19 protein-coding genes and 1 tRNA gene are annotated in these 17,030 nt (G+C 57.7%); 11 read left to right on the forward strand and 9 right to left on the reverse strand.

What is annotated here, in order from left to right:
• Position 1 precedes the first annotated feature (1 nt).
• Together VMN77_11820 and VMN77_11825 are read right to left on the reverse strand one after the other, a co-directional pair.
• Positions 2-77: transfer RNA gene (locus VMN77_11820), tRNA-Phe, on the reverse strand.
• A 67-nt stretch (positions 78-144) separates the two neighbouring features.
• Complete coding sequence (locus tag VMN77_11825; GenBank protein ID HTN44473.1) at positions 145-420, reverse strand: hypothetical protein; 276 nt, start codon at positions 418-420, stop codon at positions 145-147.
• A 313-nt stretch (positions 421-733) separates the two neighbouring features.
• On the opposite strand from VMN77_11825, the gene VMN77_11830 reads away from it, so the two are divergent.
• The 7 genes from VMN77_11830 (at position 734) to VMN77_11860 (ending at position 6,565) form a co-directional block, all read left to right on the forward strand.
• Positions 734-2,239 (forward strand): DegQ family serine endoprotease, encoded by a 1,506-nt coding sequence (locus tag VMN77_11830; GenBank protein HTN44474.1) that lies wholly within the window; start codon positions 734-736, stop codon positions 2,237-2,239.
• A gap of 84 nt (positions 2,240-2,323) precedes the next feature.
• On the forward strand, positions 2,324-3,121 hold the full coding sequence (locus VMN77_11835; GenBank protein ID HTN44475.1) for a patatin-like phospholipase family protein: 798 nt from the start codon (positions 2,324-2,326) through the stop codon (positions 3,119-3,121).
• A 102-nt stretch (positions 3,122-3,223) separates the two neighbouring features.
• Positions 3,224-4,264, forward strand: coding sequence for a PIN domain-containing protein (locus VMN77_11840; GenBank protein ID HTN44476.1), 1,041 nt, complete (start codon positions 3,224-3,226; stop codon positions 4,262-4,264).
• Between the two features lie 33 nt (positions 4,265-4,297).
• The gene (gene ispD / locus VMN77_11845; protein ID HTN44477.1) at positions 4,298-5,017 is read left to right on the forward strand and encodes a 2-C-methyl-D-erythritol 4-phosphate cytidylyltransferase; all 720 of its coding nucleotides are present in this window, start codon (positions 4,298-4,300) and stop codon (positions 5,015-5,017) included.
• Positions 5,014-5,502 (forward strand): 2-C-methyl-D-erythritol 2,4-cyclodiphosphate synthase, encoded by a 489-nt coding sequence (ispF, locus tag VMN77_11850; protein ID HTN44478.1) that lies wholly within the window; start codon positions 5,014-5,016, stop codon positions 5,500-5,502. The genes ispD and ispF overlap by 4 nt, the downstream gene beginning before the upstream one ends.
• Before the next feature lie 2 nt (positions 5,503-5,504).
• Positions 5,505-6,176: a serine O-acetyltransferase gene (cysE, locus tag VMN77_11855; protein HTN44479.1), complete on the forward strand. Its 672-nt coding sequence runs from the start codon at positions 5,505-5,507 to the stop codon at positions 6,174-6,176.
• Positions 6,173-6,565, forward strand: a complete 393-nt coding sequence (locus tag VMN77_11860) for a response regulator (protein HTN44480.1) — start codon at positions 6,173-6,175, stop codon at positions 6,563-6,565. The genes cysE and VMN77_11860 overlap by 4 nt, the downstream gene beginning before the upstream one ends.
• On the opposite strand, the gene truA is transcribed toward VMN77_11860, so the two are convergent.
• Positions 6,566-7,324, reverse strand: coding sequence for a tRNA pseudouridine(38-40) synthase TruA (truA, locus tag VMN77_11865; GenBank protein HTN44481.1), 759 nt, complete (start codon positions 7,322-7,324; stop codon positions 6,566-6,568).
• A 3-nt stretch (positions 7,325-7,327) separates the two neighbouring features.
• The gene (locus VMN77_11870; GenBank protein HTN44482.1) at positions 7,328-8,908 is read right to left on the reverse strand and encodes an N-acetylmuramoyl-L-alanine amidase; all 1,581 of its coding nucleotides are present in this window, start codon (positions 8,906-8,908) and stop codon (positions 7,328-7,330) included.
• 83 nt (positions 8,909-8,991) lie between these two features.
• Here VMN77_11870 and VMN77_11875 point away from each other — a divergent pair, with 83 nt between their 5' ends.
• Entirely contained in the window at positions 8,992-9,501 is a 510-nt protein-coding gene (locus VMN77_11875; GenBank protein HTN44483.1) for an NYN domain-containing protein, read from the forward strand.
• A complete protein-coding gene (locus tag VMN77_11880) occupies positions 9,498-9,851 on the forward strand; it encodes an FHA domain-containing protein (GenBank protein HTN44484.1) in 354 nt (117 codons plus the stop codon). Before VMN77_11875 ends, VMN77_11880 begins: the two co-directional genes overlap by 4 nt.
• Before the next feature lie 3 nt (positions 9,852-9,854).
• Here VMN77_11880 and VMN77_11885 read toward each other — a convergent pair whose 3' ends face one another.
• From VMN77_11885 to VMN77_11905, 5 genes are all read right to left on the reverse strand, one after another.
• A complete protein-coding gene (locus tag VMN77_11885) occupies positions 9,855-10,943 on the reverse strand; it encodes a hypothetical protein (GenBank protein HTN44485.1) in 1,089 nt (362 codons plus the stop codon).
• Position 10,944: 1 nt separating this feature from the next.
• Positions 10,945-11,784 carry an SUMF1/EgtB/PvdO family nonheme iron enzyme gene (locus tag VMN77_11890; protein ID HTN44486.1) on the reverse strand — a complete coding sequence of 280 codons (840 nt, stop codon included), beginning with the start codon at positions 11,782-11,784 and terminating at the stop codon, positions 10,945-10,947.
• Between the two features lie 22 nt (positions 11,785-11,806).
• Positions 11,807-12,376, reverse strand: coding sequence for an FHA domain-containing protein (locus VMN77_11895; GenBank protein ID HTN44487.1), 570 nt, complete (start codon positions 12,374-12,376; stop codon positions 11,807-11,809).
• A gap of 20 nt (positions 12,377-12,396) precedes the next feature.
• The gene (locus VMN77_11900) at positions 12,397-14,340 is read right to left on the reverse strand and encodes a serine/threonine-protein kinase (protein ID HTN44488.1); all 1,944 of its coding nucleotides are present in this window, start codon (positions 14,338-14,340) and stop codon (positions 12,397-12,399) included.
• Between the two features lie 108 nt (positions 14,341-14,448).
• On the reverse strand, positions 14,449-15,243 hold the full coding sequence (locus VMN77_11905) for a TatD family hydrolase (GenBank protein ID HTN44489.1): 795 nt from the start codon (positions 15,241-15,243) through the stop codon (positions 14,449-14,451).
• 134 nt (positions 15,244-15,377) lie between these two features.
• Here VMN77_11905 and VMN77_11910 point away from each other — a divergent pair, with 134 nt between their 5' ends.
• Positions 15,378-15,983 carry a tetratricopeptide repeat protein gene (locus tag VMN77_11910; GenBank protein HTN44490.1) on the forward strand — a complete coding sequence of 202 codons (606 nt, stop codon included), beginning with the start codon at positions 15,378-15,380 and terminating at the stop codon, positions 15,981-15,983.
• A gap of 3 nt (positions 15,984-15,986) precedes the next feature.
• Positions 15,987-16,937 (forward strand): carboxypeptidase-like regulatory domain-containing protein, encoded by a 951-nt coding sequence (locus tag VMN77_11915; GenBank protein ID HTN44491.1) that lies wholly within the window; start codon positions 15,987-15,989, stop codon positions 16,935-16,937.
• Positions 16,938-17,030 lie beyond the last annotated feature (93 nt).

A 17,030-nucleotide genomic window follows, 5' to 3' on the forward strand; every position in this document is an offset into this window, starting at 1 on the left:
TTGGTGCCGAGGGGCAGAATCGAACTGCCGACACAAGGCTTTTCAGGCCTCTGCTCTACCGACTGAGCTACCTCGGCACGGGGGCTTAAAATAACAGAGGGGGCGAGAAGTTGTCAATGGCTTTTTCGATGGGCCGGAGGGATATCAGGAATTGGACAGGCTGTCCCAGCAAATTCGATGGGCCTTGAGGAACTTTTTATCGGATTCCGTCGGTTCGAATGCGATCTTTTCAGGGGTATTCTCGTCGTTCTTCTTGAGGATGCGGGTCATGGAGGCTAGGATTAGATCCACCCGGTATCCCTTTTCCTCGATGCCTTGAATGGCCGAACGCAGTTCAGGGCTCTGGACCAGCACGGCATTGATGAGCTGAGCCAATTCCTGAATCAACAACCTGAGCTTTTCTTTTTCGTGGGTGTCCATGTTTAAAAGGGGCTTGCGTCGCCCCCTCCACCGGCAAAGCCGGATGGCGCGACTCGACTGAACTCGTCGAAGTCCTCCCCCCTCTCGCTTGCGTTGCTCGCTGGATAAATTCCGTTTTGGGGGCCTACGTTTTTAATAGGGGCTTGCGTCGCCCGCGATCAATCGTTCACAGTTTCAGTATAAGAGATGGTTTCTTCGCTTGTCAACAGAACTTTACTTTGGAGTTTGGGATTTATTATAATTGATTTATAAACCGAGACACGAAATCATACGGTTCAAACGAAAAGGGAGAGGGATCATAATGATGAAGTGGATGGATCGAAAATATTTTTTAATTGGATTGAGCGCCGGTATTTTTTTAAGTCTGGGCATTATCGTCGGATTGATCCTCGCGGCCAACGAAGGTCGCCTCACCTTGGGACCGTCCGGCTCTTCTGCCCCGCCCCGCATGGCGGAGACCCTCGCCGCACCCCCGCTGGATCAGGGTTTTGTCCCCGTGGCCAAAGCCACGACGCCGGCCATCGTCAACATATCGACCACGCGCGTGATCAAGGGGCCTTCGGGGGCACCGATGACCCCTTTCTTCCAGGATCCTTTTTTTCGACAGTTTTTCGGGGACGAATTCTACCGCCAGTTCGAGGTTCCACGGGAACGGCGGGAGCAGAGCCTGGGATCGGGCGTGATCGTCGATCCCAACGGCCTGATCGTGACGAATAATCATGTTGTGGCCAAGGCGGATGAGATCAAAGTCCTGTTGGGCGACAATCGGGAATTCAAGGGAAAGGTGGTCGGAACCGATCCCAAGACCGACGTGGCCGTGGTCAAGATCAATGCCAAGGACCTCCCCACCATTCCTTGGGGTGATTCCGACAAGTTGCAGGTAGGCGAGTACGTTCTGGCCATAGGAAATCCCTTCGGCCTGAACCAAACGGTGACCATGGGGATCGTCAGCGCCGTCGGACGCGCGAACGTCGGCATTGCCGAGTACGAGGATTTTATCCAGACCGATGCCGCCATCAATCCCGGGAATTCGGGCGGAGCCCTGGTCAATATCCGGGGTGAATTGATCGGGATCAACACGGCCATCTTCAGTCAAAGCGGCGGGTACATGGGCGTCGGGTTCGCGGTTCCAAGCAACATGGCCAAGTCGGTCATGGACAGCCTGGTGAAGAGCGGCAAGGTGATCCGTGGATGGCTGGGAGTCTCCATCCAGGACGTGACACCGGAATTGGCCAAGCAGTTCGCCTTGCCGGAAACCAAGGGGGCGTTGGTGACCGACGTCCTTGAAGACAGCCCCGCGGCGAAGGCCGGCCTTCAGCAGGGAGACGTCATCATCTCGTTCGACGGCAAGCCGGTTGAGAATACCGGCATCCTCCGGAATCATGTCGCACAGACTCCCGTCGGAAAGAAAGTGCAGGTCGGCGTCATCCGGGACAAAAAGGAAAAGGATTTTGAACTCCTGATCGCCGAGCAGCCGAAAGAGCTCGCGAGCGGAGAGGAGGAATCCTCCGGAGCCCCGGAGGGAGAGGTCAGCACGGCCCTATCCGGAATCGAGGTGCGCGACCTCAGTCCCAGCCTGGCCCAGCAATATGGATTGTCCAAGTCCGACAGGGGCGTTGTCATTACGCAGGTTGAGCAAGGCAGCGCCGCGGCGGACTCGGGCCTTCGGGAGGGGGATCTGATCGTGGAAATAAACCGACAGGCGGTTAAATCGGTCAAGGATTATGACCGTCTGGCGGCGAAGGTGGGAAAAGAGGATACGGTACTGCTTCTGGTAAACCGGCAGGGAAGAAATTCTTACTTTGCGCTCAAGCCTTGATGACGTCGTCAAACCATCCTCAGTGTTTTATCCACGAAAAAGTCCTCTCCGGAGGACTTTTTCGTGGATAGGAGAATCTTTCCTGTGGCCAAACTCGGTATCGCGTTGAGCGGGGGGGCGGCCCGCTGTATTGCCCATCTCAGTGTCCTCGACGTTTTGGAAAAGGCGGGGATACCGATCCGTCTTGTGTCCGGAACGAGCGGAGGAAGCATGGTGGGAGCGCTGTTCGCCTCCGGTCGGTTTTCTGTCGAAGAATTGATCCGCCAGGTGGGCCGCTTGAATTGGTGGCAGGTAACTCAACCGGTGATGTCCCATCAGGGCCTGTTCAGCAGCGATCGGATCGGCCGTTTTCTACATAAGTTCCTTGGGGACCTGACCTTCGATCAATTGGCCCTCCCGCTGGCGGTCGTCGCGACCGATATGAATACGGGAAACAAGGTCGTCCTTCGGGAAGGCTCCGTTGTAAAAGCGGTGCAGGCGAGCTGCAGCCTTCCTGTTTTTTTTAAACCCACGGCCCACGGAGGCCGCCTGTTGATGGACGGGGGTTTCGTCAGCCAGATCCCGGTCCTGGCCGCACGGAAGGAATTGGCAGCGGATTTTGTGATCGCAGTGGATGTGAACTACGGCGGCATGGATGGGAAAAAGCCCCCCCGCAACATGATTCAGATTGCGACCCACATGGCCTCCCTGTGGTCCCGTAAAAACGCGGAAGAGGAGGGACGGCAGGCCGACTATTTATTGCCGGTGAACGTTTCGGGCATCAGTCTGACCGATCTCAGACGGGGCCGCGAACTGCTTCACCGGGGCCGCCAGGCAGCCGAAGCATCGCTCCCGGAAATCCAAAGGCGCTTGGAGGAGGGCGGTCTCATTCCCCGTGGCTAGGGGGCTGGGCCGTTTGACGGACCCAAAGCGAGATGCTATGATTATTAAGGGAAATCGACTGCCATGTTTCATTTTTGAGCCAGGATTAAAACGGAGGCCATCATGGTCATACGTATTATCTTTTTATTCTTGTGCGGATTGGCCGGCATATATCTATTCTCCCATGGGTTGGAAGCGAACGAATTTTATTTCATCGGCATCGGGGGAGGACTTTTGACCGCCGCCGTGGGGATCCTGATCGAGCGGGAGATCCATCGCGTCCCGGCGGGCGTTGTCCTGGGCGCAACAACGGGAACGATCACCGGGATCGTCGCGGCAGGGGTGATCGGTTTTTCCGCCGCCTCCATTCTTCCGGATCTTCCGACGATTCGCATTCCGGTTCAGCTGTTTCTCCTGCTGCTCCTCAGCTACCTGGGCATCGTCATCGGGAGGAAAATCGGAGGGGAGCTGCAGACCCGGAAGGCCAGCCCGTGGGTCCGCATGGGGTCGAACGAACCCAGCAACAAAATCCTCGATACCAGCGTGATTATCGAAGGGCGGATTGCGGATTTGTGCGAGACCGGTTTCCTGGAGGGAACTTTCATCATCCCGCAATTCATTCTTCACGAGCTTCAGCACATAGCCGATTCTTCGGACTCCATGAAGCGGGCCCGGGGGCGGCGGGGTTTGGATGTTCTTCACCGAATCCAGAAAATGGTGGATATCGACGTCCGCATCGTGGAAAACGATTTCCCCCATATTCGAAACGTGGACGCAAAACTGGTGGCGCTGGGCAAGGAGATCGATGCCAAGATCATCACCAATGATCTGAACCTCAACAAGGTGGCGGAGCTTCAGGGGGTCCGCGTCCTCAACATCAACGAGTTGTCCAACTCGCTGAAACCGGTGGTCCTCCCCGGTGAAGTCCTCCGCGTCTTCATCCTAAAGGAGGGCAAGGAGGCGGGCCAGGGCGTGGCCTATCTCGATGATGGAACGATGATCGTGGTGGACAACGCCAAGCGGTTGATCGGCAAGAATGTCGACGTGGTGGTGACCAGCGTCTTACAAACCACCGCCGGGCGCATGATCTTCACCCGGCTGAGGGAGGGGACCGAGAAGGAAAAAGAAAAGGAAGAGGCTCATGTCACGCGCGAACACGCCTAGGATCCCGCCGCTCGCCTCCGGGGATCCCTCCGCATGACCTCCCGAGTCGCGGCGGTCATTCCGGCGGCCGGCAGCGGCCGAAGAATGGGGCGATCCACGCCGAAACAGTTCCTGCGGCTCGACGGGATACCGATTCTTGTCCATACCCTGAAGGTCTTCGAAACCTCGCCGTTCGTTCACGAAGTCTGCCTGGTCGTCCCCCAAGGCCGCGAGAAACAGTGTCGGGAAGAATTGCTGGAGCCCTACGGACTGCAGAAAGTGACCCGGACCGTTGAAGGCGGAGCGACCCGACAGGATTCGGTCTATCGGGGTCTAACGAACCTGTCCCCCGAAACGGTCCGTGTCGTGGTGCACGACGGCGTCCGTCCCTTTCTTTCCCCGGCTTTGCTCAAAAAAGTGATTAAAGCCTCGGAGAAAGCCGACGGGGCGGTCGCGGCCGTACCGCTTAAAGATACCCCGAAATATGTCCGCGAGGACGGAACGGTCGATCGCACCCCGGAACGCGCCCGTCTCTATCTGGCCCAAACGCCCCAGGTATTTTTAAAGAATATCTTGATTGAAGCCTACTCAAAAGCGTATGTTGATGGGGTCAACAGCACGGACGATTCGGCCCTTGTGGAACGCTTGGGCTACCGGGTACGGGCGGTCGAGGGGAGCTGGGAAAACATCAAGATCACCACGAAGGACGACTTGGACCTCGCGGAACAAATCATCCGGATGCGTCGGGCCCAAAGAAAACGAGCGAAGCGATGACGTATCCACAGATCCGCACAGGCATCGGATATGATATCCATCCCTTGCAGGCGAATCGGCCGCTCATGATCGGCGGGGTGGAGATTCCGTATTCCAAGGGGCTGGCGGGCCACTCGGACGCCGACGTGCTCTGCCATGCCATCGCCGATGCGCTGCTGGGCGCCGCGGGAGAAGGGGATCTGGGCCGCCACTTTCCGGACACCGATCCGAAATACAAGGGCATCTCGAGCCTCCGCCTGCTTGAAAAAGTTTGCGATCGATTGAAAGCGGGACGGTTTGTCATTCTCCATATCGACACGGTCATCATCGCCCAGGCGCCCCGCCTTATGCCGTATCTGGATGCGATGCGGGTGCAGATCGCCAAGACGATCGGCGTGGAGGAAGGGGCGGTGAATCTTAAAGCGAAGACGGCCGAAGGACTGGACTCCATCGGACGCGGCGAAAGCATCGCGGCCCAGGCCGTCTGCACCCTGTATCGAGCCTGATCATGTTGGATACCCTACGGCGCGATTTTCAGGTTGTCTTTGAACGCGATCCGGCGGCCACCAATCGGTTGGAGGTCGTGTTGACCTACGCCGGATTTCAGGCCATCGTGAGCCATCGGATCGCCCATCGGCTCCGGGAATGGAACGTTCCGGTGTTCCCCAGGCTGATCGCGACCCTGGCGCGCTGGTTTACGGGAATCGAGATCCATCCTGCCGCGCGGATCGGGTCCGGGTTTTTCATCGATCACGGAATGGGCGTGGTGATCGGTGAAACGACCGAAATCGGCGACGACGTCACCCTGTTTCAGGGCGTCACCCTCGGCGGCACCGGAAAAGAACGGGGCAAGCGTCATCCCACCCTGGGAAACCATGTGGTGGTGGGCGCGGGGGCCAAGGTTCTTGGTGCCATCACGATCGGGGATCATGTCAAGATCGGCGCCAACTCGGTCGTGCTCCGATCCGTCCCGCCACATGCCACGGTGGTGGGTGTTCCCGGGAGAATCATCAAGACCGCGACGGAGGAGGCGCCGGAGGTTCAAATGGACCATACGAATATTCCGGATCCCATTGCGGAACGCCTGGAGGCTCAGGAACGGATGATCCTGGATTTAAAAAAGCGGTTGGACGAGGCGCTGGGGGAACGCCTCCAGAAACCGAAAGAAGGAGAGGGATGAATGGGAAAGTTTTATTGGTGGACGACACCGAGTTCTACCTAAAATTGTACAAGACAAAGCTGTTGACCGAGGGTTACGTCGTGACGACGGCGAACAACGGCTTAGAAGCCATCAAGGCGATCACCGCCGAGAAACCGGACATCATTTTGTTGGATCTGGTGATGCCGGTGATGGACGGTTTCAAGTTTTTAGTGACCATCAAGGCCGACCCGCAGTTGAAGGATATTCCCGTGGTCGTCTTCTCGGGCAAGGGAAATTCGGATGAGGTCGGCCAGGCGATCACGGCCGGGGCCGCGGATTTTTTGGTCAAAGCGACCACGACACCGAACAAGGTGGTCGAGAAAATCCAGAAGATCATGGCCAAATCCGCGGAGCCCGCAGGCGGATAGCTACTTGTAAAAGACCTTGACCAGGCACAGGCCCTGGGGAGGGGCCGTCGGACCGCCGAACCGGCGGTCTTTTTTTTGGAGCAGAAGCGGGATATCCCGCGGGCTGAATCGGCCCCTTCCGACCTCCACCAATGTTCCCACGATCGTTCGGACCATTTGCTGTAAAAATCGATCGGCCTCGATGGTGATGACAAGGTGATCGCGTCGTCTTGCAAGCTCCAGACGGCGGATACGACAGACCGCAGACCGTTTTTTTCCCCTCACGCGAACCTCGGATGAATCGGACCCCCGAAAGGAACTGAAATCATGCTTTCCCAGAAGAGCCTTGGCGGCCGACCTCATGCGTCGCAGGTCCAATGCGCTGTAAACGGTCCAAACGTACTGGCGGCCGATGGCCGGAGGATATCGACGGTTTAAAATTCGGTAGTGGTAGATCTTGCCGACCGCCGAAAACCGCGCGTGGAAACGACTTGAAACTTTTTGGGCGCCTACAACGACGATATCCTCTGGAAGGAGGCTGTTCAGAGCGCGCATCCAGGCGGCGGAAGTGAGACGGGCGTTCACTTTGAAGTTCGCCACCTGGCCCTGAGCGTGAACGCCGGCATCGGTCCGGCCGGCCCCGATCACCGTCGGTCGTTGTTGCGAGATGGCGTCGACCGCCGCTTCCAGCGCTCCCTGCACCGTCGGGAGGTTCGGTTGACGCTGCCAGCCGTGATAGCGCGAGCCGTCATATTCAATGACGAGTTTGATGTTCGGCATGTATCACGAAATCGGCTTGAGGGCCGTCAAGTAGGCGAGGATCCCCTGGAACAGGGATTCGGCGATGGCCTGGCGGTATTGGTTCCTTCGAAGAAGCTGTTCTTCCGTCGGATTGCTAATGAAAGAAACTTCGGCCAGGATGCTTGGCATATTCGAATTCAAAAGGACATAGAACGGCGCCCGTTTCACGCCGTGGTCCACGACGGTATAATCGTATCGCTTCTCGAGCGTGGTTTGGAAGGACTGGCGCGTGAAATAAGCCAGGTCCTGGGACTGTTCCATGTTGTAGTCCCGGCCCAGATCGAAAAGGATTTGTTTCACCGTCCTGTCCAGGTTGTCCAAGGATCGCATCGAGACATTGTTTTCCCGCGCGGCCACGGCCAGCGCGTGGCGGTCGGAGGATTGTCCGAGGTGATAGATCTCCACGCCGCGGGTCCTTCTTTGCGGATGGGAATTGACATGAATGGAAACGAACAGATCGGCCTTCTTCGAATTGGCGATCAGAGTCCGATCGTCCAGCGAAATAAACGTATCGTCATCCCGGGTCATGATCACCTTGATGCCCAAGCGTTGCTGGATCAGGCTTCGCAATCGCAGGCCGATATCTAGGACCACATCCTTCTCGGTCACGCCGGTCCTTCCGATCGCACCGGGATCTTTTCCGCCGTGCCCGGGATCGATCACGATCGTCTTAAAGTCCAGCGGCTGCGCCTGGGCGACCACCGTTCCCCCGCCCGCTGTCTTCGGCAAGGACGGGTCAGGAGCATCGGGGAGTGCGGGGCCGTCCGCGTGGGTCGGTCCAAAGAGATCGATCACCAGTCGGTCCGGGTTGCTCAAGGGGATGATCTTGGGTGGTTCCCTTAGATTTTTGACGTTGATATATACTCGGATCCCGTCCGTTTCGGTCGGCCGCAGCGTGATTCGCCGGAGCAGCCCGTCGGTCAGGTCGGCCACCCCTCTTTGCGCTTCGGGGGATAAACGGGTCCGGTTGAGCGTGATCCGCATAAGCTCCCCGTTGGAACTGCCTGGTGAAGGAATCCTGGAATCTTCCAGTCGAAATTCGATGCCGCGGTCCATGTCCAGAACCAGACGGGTATAATCCGGATAGATCCAGTGCCGGATGCTCTGAACGGTGGTGATCGAAACGGGAGGGACCGGATTTTTGTGGGGATCGAGCCGTCGCTGAGCCTCCCGTGTGTAGGATCCGTCGGGATAGCTTGCAATCAGCGTCCGGTAGTATTCCCGGGATTTCTCCTTGTCCCGAGGTTTATTGGAATAGCGATACAGTCCGGCGTACAGGTCGCCCAGGACGAAGACCGATTTTTCGGCCAACCGATGATTGGGGTATTGGGCGAGAAAAGCGGTGAAATTACCGATGCAGTTTTCCCAGTTCCGGCGGAGCTTCCGGAGTTTCGGCGAGTGCGCCAGGCGTTCCTGACATTGCATCCCGGCGTTGAAAAGCGTCTCCGGGCCGCGCCCGTCGGCTTGGGAAGGGGAAGCGGGCGACAACAAGTTCCACCCGATGGCCAGGATGAGTATCCAGTGGCCCGCGCCGCATTTTTGGTAGGGCTGGTCCGGTCTCATCGTCCCCAATTTAGCCGACTCCGTCGGCGTTGTCAATATGCATGGATTGACTTTCTTCGAAAGCTGGATTATCTTTAGAGCCCATGGCCATCCGGATTATTGTGGACGGATATAATTTCATCGGAAGGGAGAAAGGTCTGCAGGGCAATATCGAAGCCCGCCGTGAGGAGTTAATCGACCGGCTGGCCCGCTATCAAGGGCTCAAGGGCCATCCGGTCACGGTAGTTTTCGACGGCTGGAGGTCCGGCTGGCCGGATGAACACGGCGAGCTCCGCCGCGGGATCGAGGTCGTTTTCTCACGCCACGGCGAGCGGGCGGATCAGGTGATCGCACGAATGGCCGATGAATTGGGAAGCGCTTGCCTGGTGGTGTCCTCCGACCGGGAGGTGGCCCGCCATGTCCAAGCGGCCGGCGGGGTGGCGGTTTCGGCGGGAGAATTCGAGACGCGCTTGTCTCGGGCCGTGAGCGGCCACCCGGACAAGGAAATCGTACTCGAAGACGACACCGCGGCCCCCGGGACGGAAAAGAAGGGAAACCCGAGGCGCCTATCCAAACAGGAACGCAAAAGACGTCTTCGGTTGAATAAGCTATGAATCGCGTCGATCGAGCCATCCAGGGAAAGAACATGGTTCTTCCCGCCGACCGTAAGATCGGCCTTCATATCCTCGAAGGCGTGAATGCCGGCCATGCCTTCATCCTCTCCAAGAAGAGCCGCGTCACCTTTGGCCGCGACGACGCGGATGTGGACGTTCAAGATCCGGGCGTCTCCAAGCTCCATTGCGTGATCGAGGTCTACGACGACGTGGTCGTGCTACGGGATCTGAACAGCGCCTCCGGAACCTTCCTGAACGATTTTCAAATCAAAGATGACCTGCTGAAGGATAAGGACAAGATCCGCCTCGGCGCCACGGTTCTGCAGGTTCACATCCGGAAGATCGAGTGAAGATCATTCGGTCGGGGTGGGAACGACGGCGATGACCAGGGGGGCGTTCGGCCGGCCTTCCAGCGCGAGATTACCCTCCGAATCTCTCGCCTCGATGTAGTATTCCATGCTGGTGCTCTCGGCCTTTATCATCGAGCCCGGAATCGGGGCCGTGAAGGCATGGTTCGACCCTTCGGTCATCCGGATCGATTCATAATTTTTCTCACCTTGAGCCCGGAAATGGAGCATCGCCACATCCACCTTGACGTTGTCCGTGATCGTGGCGGTAACCTCGCTCGGTTCTCCGGGCCTAGCGGTGTAGGCGGGCAGGGAATGGACTATAACGGGCGCGATCAAATCCAGCGGCCCCCTTTGCGAGCTTTGAAAATCATCCGCGTCCAGTGTGACCTTGCTCACTTGGCTCTCCGAGACCGCGATCCGCAAAGATTGCCTCCCCCAGCTCGAAGCAGGGATCACGACATTGCCCCTTTCATTTTCCAATGCGGTGATCAAAATAGCGCTCGTTAACTGGTCCTGCACAATTTTCACCGCCTCGACATCGGACTGAACGGTCTTGTATGAATTAAAGATCTTTTTCAAGAAACTTTCTTGTTCCGTTGACAGCGCAACTTCTTTTTTTATAGAAAGTATATCCTTTTCCGCGTAGGCGGTTTTCAAACGATTCAGCAGCGTATGGACCTCCTGAAGGTCCGATGGGCTGAACGATCGGGAAGGCGCCGCGGGAACGACGGTGTCCGGAGCGGGATTTTTTTCGGGTTCGGTTGGCTTCGAGGCCCCGCGGTCTTTTTCGGCCGCCGGTCGGGATTCCGGTTTAGGAACCTTCGTCGGCCCCGCTTCCTTTGACCGGGGCCCCTCGATCCCCCCCCCGGCCGATTCGGGTTCGGGCGGAGGCGGGAGGGGGATGGCGGATTGGGGAGGCTCCGTCGTTATCGCGGGGGGGGCTGGCACCGGCGGGTTAGGCGGAGGAACAACGGTTACGGTCTCATTGGAAAGGGGCCACAGGACCAAGAGAGTCAAAACAGCCGCCGAAATGACCATGCCGCTGACGATCCCGATCACCCTTGATCTTACCGAAGAGGTTTTAATCGCCATCCTATTTAACCGAACGGGCGCACCGGAAACCGACATCGGTCAGACGGGATGTCGGGTAATCATAGGAGCGAAACGAGGCACGGGCGATAATGGAGGCGACCTTCTTATAGACCTCCGGAGGATAATGCCCGATTCCCATGAAGGACAGTCCCCGGGTTACGCGAAAGACCTGGCCGAAGTTTTCATTCTGCGCCTCGTTGCCCGGGTAGGGCCTGTACCAGCTGGCCGTCCATTCCCAGACATTGCCGATCATATCGTAGGCTCCGTAAGGGCTTCTGCCGCCCGCATACTGTCCGACCGCGACGGCCGATGCGGCCATCACCGGCCCCTTTGAGATGTTCCCCAGGTCCGGGTTATAGAGGTTTCCCCATGGGTATTTGAAACTGTCCGGTCCTCGTGCGGTCTTTTCCCATTCCTCTTCGGTGGGGAGACGCTTTCCCGCCCAGCGGCAGTATTCATCGGCATCAAACCAACTCACATAGGCAACCGGGAATTTGGCCCGTCCTTCCGGGTAGGTCCCGTTTTTCCAGTCATCGGGCCATGCGTGCTTCCCGGCCCCGAGGAATCGTTTATATTTTTCGTTGGTCACTTCATATTCATCGATATAAAAGGCCGGCAGGTTCACCCGGTGAAGCGGATGTTCATCCTCATACCAGGGATGCGGCAAACCGTAGTCCAATGCTTCATTGGCGGCGTCAACCTCGTCCGTTCCCATTAAGAATTCGCCGGCCGGAACCCATACCATATCATCGTCGGATTTCTTTATGCATGCCGACGGTCCGACCTGGAGCAGGACGAGCAGGGCCAAGGCTCCGAGCGCCAAGACGGAACGTTTCGACAAACGCATCCTTTGCATTTTGTCTTCAGTGACCGGGGGAATGGGCGGTCTTCGACGACAACATGAATTGAAATACGGTGGAACCGATCTGAAGCGTGTCTCCGGACTTCATCAGGCCTTCCTTCACGATGCGATGGTTTACTTTCGTACCATTGGCACTGCCCAGATCCCTCACCACGGCAAAGTCCCCGTAAAGCACCAGGGCGCAATGCTGGCGGGAGGCCTCCGGATCGGATAGCGCCACATCGGCCTGTTTCCGGCCGAAAGTGATCCGATGCTTGTTGAGGGCGATCCGCTTTCCCTTTCCTTCCCCCTCCAGGACGACCAGGACAGCCTCCAGGTCGGCCGCCAAACCGATCCTTTTCCCTGCGATGGCCCGACGAACGGAGGTGCCGTCATCCGCCAACTCCCCTTCCATCGACCCCAGCATCGTCTTGCTGCGGTCCAATACCTGGCTATCGGAAGGGGGCACGGTCTCGCGGGGACGTCCCTGTTTCGGGCGATTCACGTGTTCGCAGAACGGACAACCCAGGATACCCTCCTGACCTTTTGGAAGTTCATAGATCGTATGACAGTCATCGCAGCTGACGTTCATCGGAGGGTCTCGTTTGATTCTTATTGGGGTGGTGCGGCGCCGGTCGAAGAATCCGATTCCTGATCGACCGCCGGCGGCTTGACTTCCTGCGGATCGGAAGGCCGTTTGAAATCCTGAAGAACGGTCCGCGCGCGATCGGCCATCGGCGCCCTGGGGTTTAAGGCCAAGGCCTTTTGCAATTCGTCCTGGGCCTGTGAAATCACGCCCCGTTTAAGATACAAGAAACCCAGATCGTAATGCAAGACGGGATAATCCGGAAATTTCCGCGAAGCCTCTTCGAAAATACGGTTCGCCCCGTCCGGATCTTTTCGTTCCAATGTGATCATTCCCAGGAAGTGGTAGGCGACCGGAACCTTGGGATTCAATTCGATAATCCGCCGAAACATACGCTCGGCATCGTCCAAGCGGCGTTCATCGTATGCCGCCTTGGCGTCTTTGAGGAGCCTGCGGGTCTCTTCTTTTTCCAACGGGGTCAATCTCCGATCCGGTTCTTCGGTAATCTCGGCTGGCAGAGTTACGGGCTCCTGAGATCCGGGTTCGACGACAGGGCCGGGTGGGGGCGAATCAACTGCCGCCGGGGGTTCAGGCTGAACGGCGGGAGGAGGGACCCGTTCCGAGACGGGCTGCGGCGATACCGCGACCTCGGACGCCGGGCTTGACGATCCGGACGCGGCCGTAAGAAGATGACGGGCCCATTCGACCGTCAGGGCGGGCCATGTTGACAGGCGGAGCACGGCCACCCGGACCTCCGGGGAGTTCTGGGCGATGGATTGAAGAAACGGCGGATTGATCGTCGAGATCCCCATGGCCGCGCCCATGATCGACAGAAAAGTCAGGAGGGCCGTCCGGAAAGCGGACGCACGACGAGACGGCCGAAGAGGGGTCGGCATCGGCCGGCGGCCGCTGGACCGGGAGGGTGTCGTCTCATGAGCCCCGTCCCCCGCATGACGCGGACGAATGACCGTGCTCTGATCGGGGAGGCCCGCGCCGACCGACGTGCCGCTGGCGGTCTGGAATCGATGACTGTCCTGCTCAATGTCGTGCTGAAACAGGGTCTGGAGATATTGCGCCAACCGGACCGCGCTGAAATCATATCCCTTTTTGGACATGTGATCTTCCAGCGCGGTCTGCAATTCGGACGCGGACTGGAAGCGTTGGTCCGGCTCCTTGGCCAAGGCCTTGAGGATGATCGCCTCGAGTTCCGGCGCCACCTGTTGGTTGAGCGAAGTCGGGGGGGGCTCCACTTGGGCCTCGCGAACCTTCTCCAGCGTGTTGAAGTCGTTGTCGCCCTTGAACAGTTTGTGGCCGGTGAGGAGCTCATACAGCAGGATTCCAACGGCAAAAATATCCGCCCGTCGGTCGACCGGACGTCCCCAAGCCTGCTCCGGCGCCATGTAGGACAATTTTCCCTTCAGGATTCCGGTACGCGTCTCGGAACTCTGACTGGCGGCCTTTGCGATTCCGAAGTCGACCAATTTGATTTCCCCCTCGTAGGAAACCAAGATGTTCTGCGGGCTGACGTCGCGATGAACAATGTTCAAGTCCCGGCCGGTCAGATCCTTCTTCCGGTGGGCATAATCCAGACCGGCGCAGACTTTGGTGATGATCAGCAGGGCGTGACCGATCGACATGGGAAGATGGAGGGCCTTCGCACGCTGAAGGATCGTCCGCAGGTCCTTTCCCATCACGTACTCCATGGCGATGAAATAGGAATTTTCGACATGGCCCAGATCGAAGATCTGAACGATGTTCTGGTGGGTCAGGAGCGCGGCGAGCTTCGCCTCGTTGATGAACATCGAAATAAATTCGGCATCCTCGGTCAGGTGGGGGAGGATGCGCTTGATCGCCATCATCTTTTCAAAACCCTTGAGCCCGGTCTGTTTGGCCATGAACAGTTCGGCCATTCCGCCCGTGCCGACTTTGTCGATCAAGAGATATTTTCCGTAATGAACCGGCGTATTCATCTCGCTAATACCATAGCACGAAAATCGCAAACGGTCAATATTGGCGGGCAGTTAGAACGAATTGACCAGGCGGTCGGACTCAACCCCACGGGGGGATATTAGGAACGATTAGAAATCCGGAACGGATATCCGAAACAGCTTGGCGGCGTTGTCCGCCGTGATCTTCATCACCGAATCCGGGGGCAGCGAGGGATGCAACCGGGAAAGGACCTGCGCCGTGAGCCGGACATAGGCCGGCTCGTTCCGCCGGCCCCGGTTGGGAACGGGCGAAAGATAGGGACAGTCGGTCTCGACCAGTACCTTCTCGAGAGGCAGGGCCCGGGCCACTTCACGGAGCGCTCCGGCATTGGTAAAAGTCAGCACTCCCGAGAACGATATGTAAAAATTCATCTCGATCGCCGCACGGGCCATCTCCAGATCGCCCGTGAAACAATGCATTACGCCCCCGACCGTCTCGGCCCCTTCCTCCTTCAAGATGGCCAGCGTGTCGGACTTCGCATCCCGGGAATGAACCACGATGGGCAGGCCCAGCGTCTTGGCCAGGCCGATCTGGGAGCGAAACTGCCGCTGCTGAATCTCCTTGGGGGAGTGCCGATAGTAGTAATCCAACCCGATCTCCCCATAACCGACCACTTTTTTATGAGCGGCCAATCGCCGGAGCTTGGTCAGGGCGGCGTCATCCAGGTGCTTGACCTCGTGGGGATGGACGCCGACCGAGGCGTAAATGATCTCGTGCCGCTCCGCCAGTTCCACCGCACGGCGGCTGGTCTCAAGATCGCAGCCGATCGAAACGACCGCCCGGATCCCGGCCTCGCGGGCCCGGCGGATCACTTCATCGCGGTCGGCGTCATAGACGGGATCATAGAGGTGAGTGTGGCTGTCGATCAACATCGGATGTCTCATGCCAGATCCGGGATTCATCCTGAATTGTACCGGAGCCCTGGGTTATTTTCAAGGAAACAGTCCTTGAAATTTCCGGATAAAACTGCTACCTTCGATCAGCCCGGATCTAATATAATATATACGAGGAGATCGAAATGAATAAGATCGTCAAGGCTCCGGCCCTCCCGTCCCTCTTCATCCTGGCGGCATTTTTTGCCGGCTGCAATCAAAACAGTTCTTCTCCTTCATCCGGACCGTCCTACACACCGCCCGCCGCCCAACAGGCCGTTCCTCCTCCGGCGCAGCAGCCCCAGTCCCTTTCGCTCTACATCGTTCCCTTTGACCAAGGCAAGTTTTCCATGGAACAGATTCAGGCCGACAAGAAAAAAATCGAACAGGACCCGAACGATGTCCGGGCCCTCATCAGTCTCGCCGATGCCAATTTTATGATTCAGCGCTTCGAGAAGTCGCAGGATTATTACGAACGGGCCCTCAAATCAGACCCCAAAAACATCAACGCCCGGCTGAGTCTCTCGAACTGCTACATCTTCATGCAAAAACCGGATGAGGCCCTTCATCAGTTGGACGAAATCCTGTCCATGCAGAAAGACAATCCGGAGGCTCTTTACAACAAGGGGTTGATCCTGCTCCAATCGAAACGAGACCCGGGCGGCGCGAAACAAGTCTGGACGCAACTGGTCAGTGCCCACGCGGACCACGAACTGGCGAAGCAGGTAAAAGGGGAATTGGGACGACTGTAAATCATGAATACACTTTTCCGACGGTGCAAACCCTCCCTCCTCGCGGTGATGATCTTTCTGGCATGGCGTTCCTTTGCATCGGCCTACGAGGCGGTCGATGTGCAGTCCGGCGGAACGATCACGGGAAAGGTTACGCTTCGAGGCCCGGTCCCGGAGCCCCGTGTGTTTCCGATGGTCCTGTACCCCTTCGGCGATTATTGCAAAAAGATTTCCAACGGGGAGGGCCTCGTTCTGCTGCGGGAATTCAACGTGGACGACGCCGGAGGCCTGCAGGATGCGGTCGTCGCGATCCAGGATGTCCAGCGGGGAAAGGCTTTTCGTTCCCGCGACACCGAGTTGGTAACCGTGAACTGCATGTTTCATCCGGCCGATGTCCCGGAGAGCGAGCAGTTCGAATTCCACCATGGTCAACTGGTCCACGTCCACCCGCTGCTCACCATCATCAGAAACCATACCCTGCTGTCCGTTGTCAACCGCGATCCGATCAGCCATGCCACCCAAGTCTACCAGCCGGAAAAGGGGAATCGCGTTCTGAGTTTTCCAGTCCCGGTCTCCTATCAGGCCAGCAGCGGATACATCGATCTGGAAAATGGAATGCAAATCGCCCAGATCATCTGCGAGATGCATGAATACATGCAGACCTGGGCGTGGGTCGTCGATAACCCCTACTTCGCGAAGACGGGAAAAGGCGGGGAGTTCACGATCGAGAATATTCCCCCGGGAACCTATAAGGTCATCGCCTGGCATCCCCACATGAAGCCGGTTCAGAAGCTGATTACGATTTCACCCCATGGAGCGGCGATGCTCAACTTTGAATTCGACGCTCGCAAGGTTGTCCGGCCGCTTTATGAGACCCAAACCCGTTTCCGGATTCCTCCGGAAATGGATCCCACCGTGGATCTTAAGGGCTGCGAGGGACCTTATTGCGTCCGTCGGGAGCACGACCATCATTGAGCCGATAATTTAATGAAGCTGTCCGGGCTGGGGTTTCGCTTGTGGCTGAAACTGGTCTTCCTGTTGGCTCTGTTTTTATTCCCCAGACGGCAC

This window comes from Nitrospiria bacterium (assembly GCA_035498035.1).
In the GTDB taxonomy this organism is placed as follows: domain Bacteria; phylum Nitrospirota; class Nitrospiria; order JACQBZ01; family JACQBZ01; genus JACQBZ01.

Bases quoted from the DNA above. Each gene is read 5' to 3' on its own strand.
- VMN77_11825 (HTN44473.1), bottom strand. From the start codon at position 420: ATGGACACCCACGAAAAAGAAAAGCTCAGGTTGTTGATTCAGGAATTG.
- VMN77_11830 (HTN44474.1), top strand. From the start codon at position 734: ATGGATCGAAAATATTTTTTAATTGGATTGAGCGCCGGTATTTTTTTA.
- VMN77_11840 (HTN44476.1), top strand. From the start codon at position 3,224: ATGGTCATACGTATTATCTTTTTATTCTTGTGCGGATTGGCCGGCATA.
- ispD (HTN44477.1), top strand. From the start codon at position 4,298: ATGACCTCCCGAGTCGCGGCGGTCATTCCGGCGGCCGGCAGCGGCCGA.
- ispF (HTN44478.1), top strand. From the start codon at position 5,014: ATGACGTATCCACAGATCCGCACAGGCATCGGATATGATATCCATCCC.
- cysE (HTN44479.1), top strand. From the start codon at position 5,505: ATGTTGGATACCCTACGGCGCGATTTTCAGGTTGTCTTTGAACGCGAT.
- VMN77_11860 (HTN44480.1), top strand. From the start codon at position 6,173: ATGAATGGGAAAGTTTTATTGGTGGACGACACCGAGTTCTACCTAAAA.
- truA (HTN44481.1), bottom strand. From the start codon at position 7,324: ATGCCGAACATCAAACTCGTCATTGAATATGACGGCTCGCGCTATCAC.
- VMN77_11870 (HTN44482.1), bottom strand. From the start codon at position 8,908: ATGAGACCGGACCAGCCCTACCAAAAATGCGGCGCGGGCCACTGGATA.
- VMN77_11875 (HTN44483.1), top strand. From the start codon at position 8,992: ATGGCCATCCGGATTATTGTGGACGGATATAATTTCATCGGAAGGGAG.
- VMN77_11880 (HTN44484.1), top strand. From the start codon at position 9,498: ATGAATCGCGTCGATCGAGCCATCCAGGGAAAGAACATGGTTCTTCCC.
- VMN77_11885 (HTN44485.1), bottom strand. From the start codon at position 10,943: ATGGCGATTAAAACCTCTTCGGTAAGATCAAGGGTGATCGGGATCGTC.
- VMN77_11895 (HTN44487.1), bottom strand. From the start codon at position 12,376: ATGAACGTCAGCTGCGATGACTGTCATACGATCTATGAACTTCCAAAA.
- VMN77_11900 (HTN44488.1), bottom strand. From the start codon at position 14,340: ATGAATACGCCGGTTCATTACGGAAAATATCTCTTGATCGACAAAGTC.
- VMN77_11905 (HTN44489.1), bottom strand. From the start codon at position 15,243: ATGAGACATCCGATGTTGATCGACAGCCACACTCACCTCTATGATCCC.
- VMN77_11910 (HTN44490.1), top strand. From the start codon at position 15,378: ATGAATAAGATCGTCAAGGCTCCGGCCCTCCCGTCCCTCTTCATCCTG.
- VMN77_11915 (HTN44491.1), top strand. From the start codon at position 15,987: ATGAATACACTTTTCCGACGGTGCAAACCCTCCCTCCTCGCGGTGATG.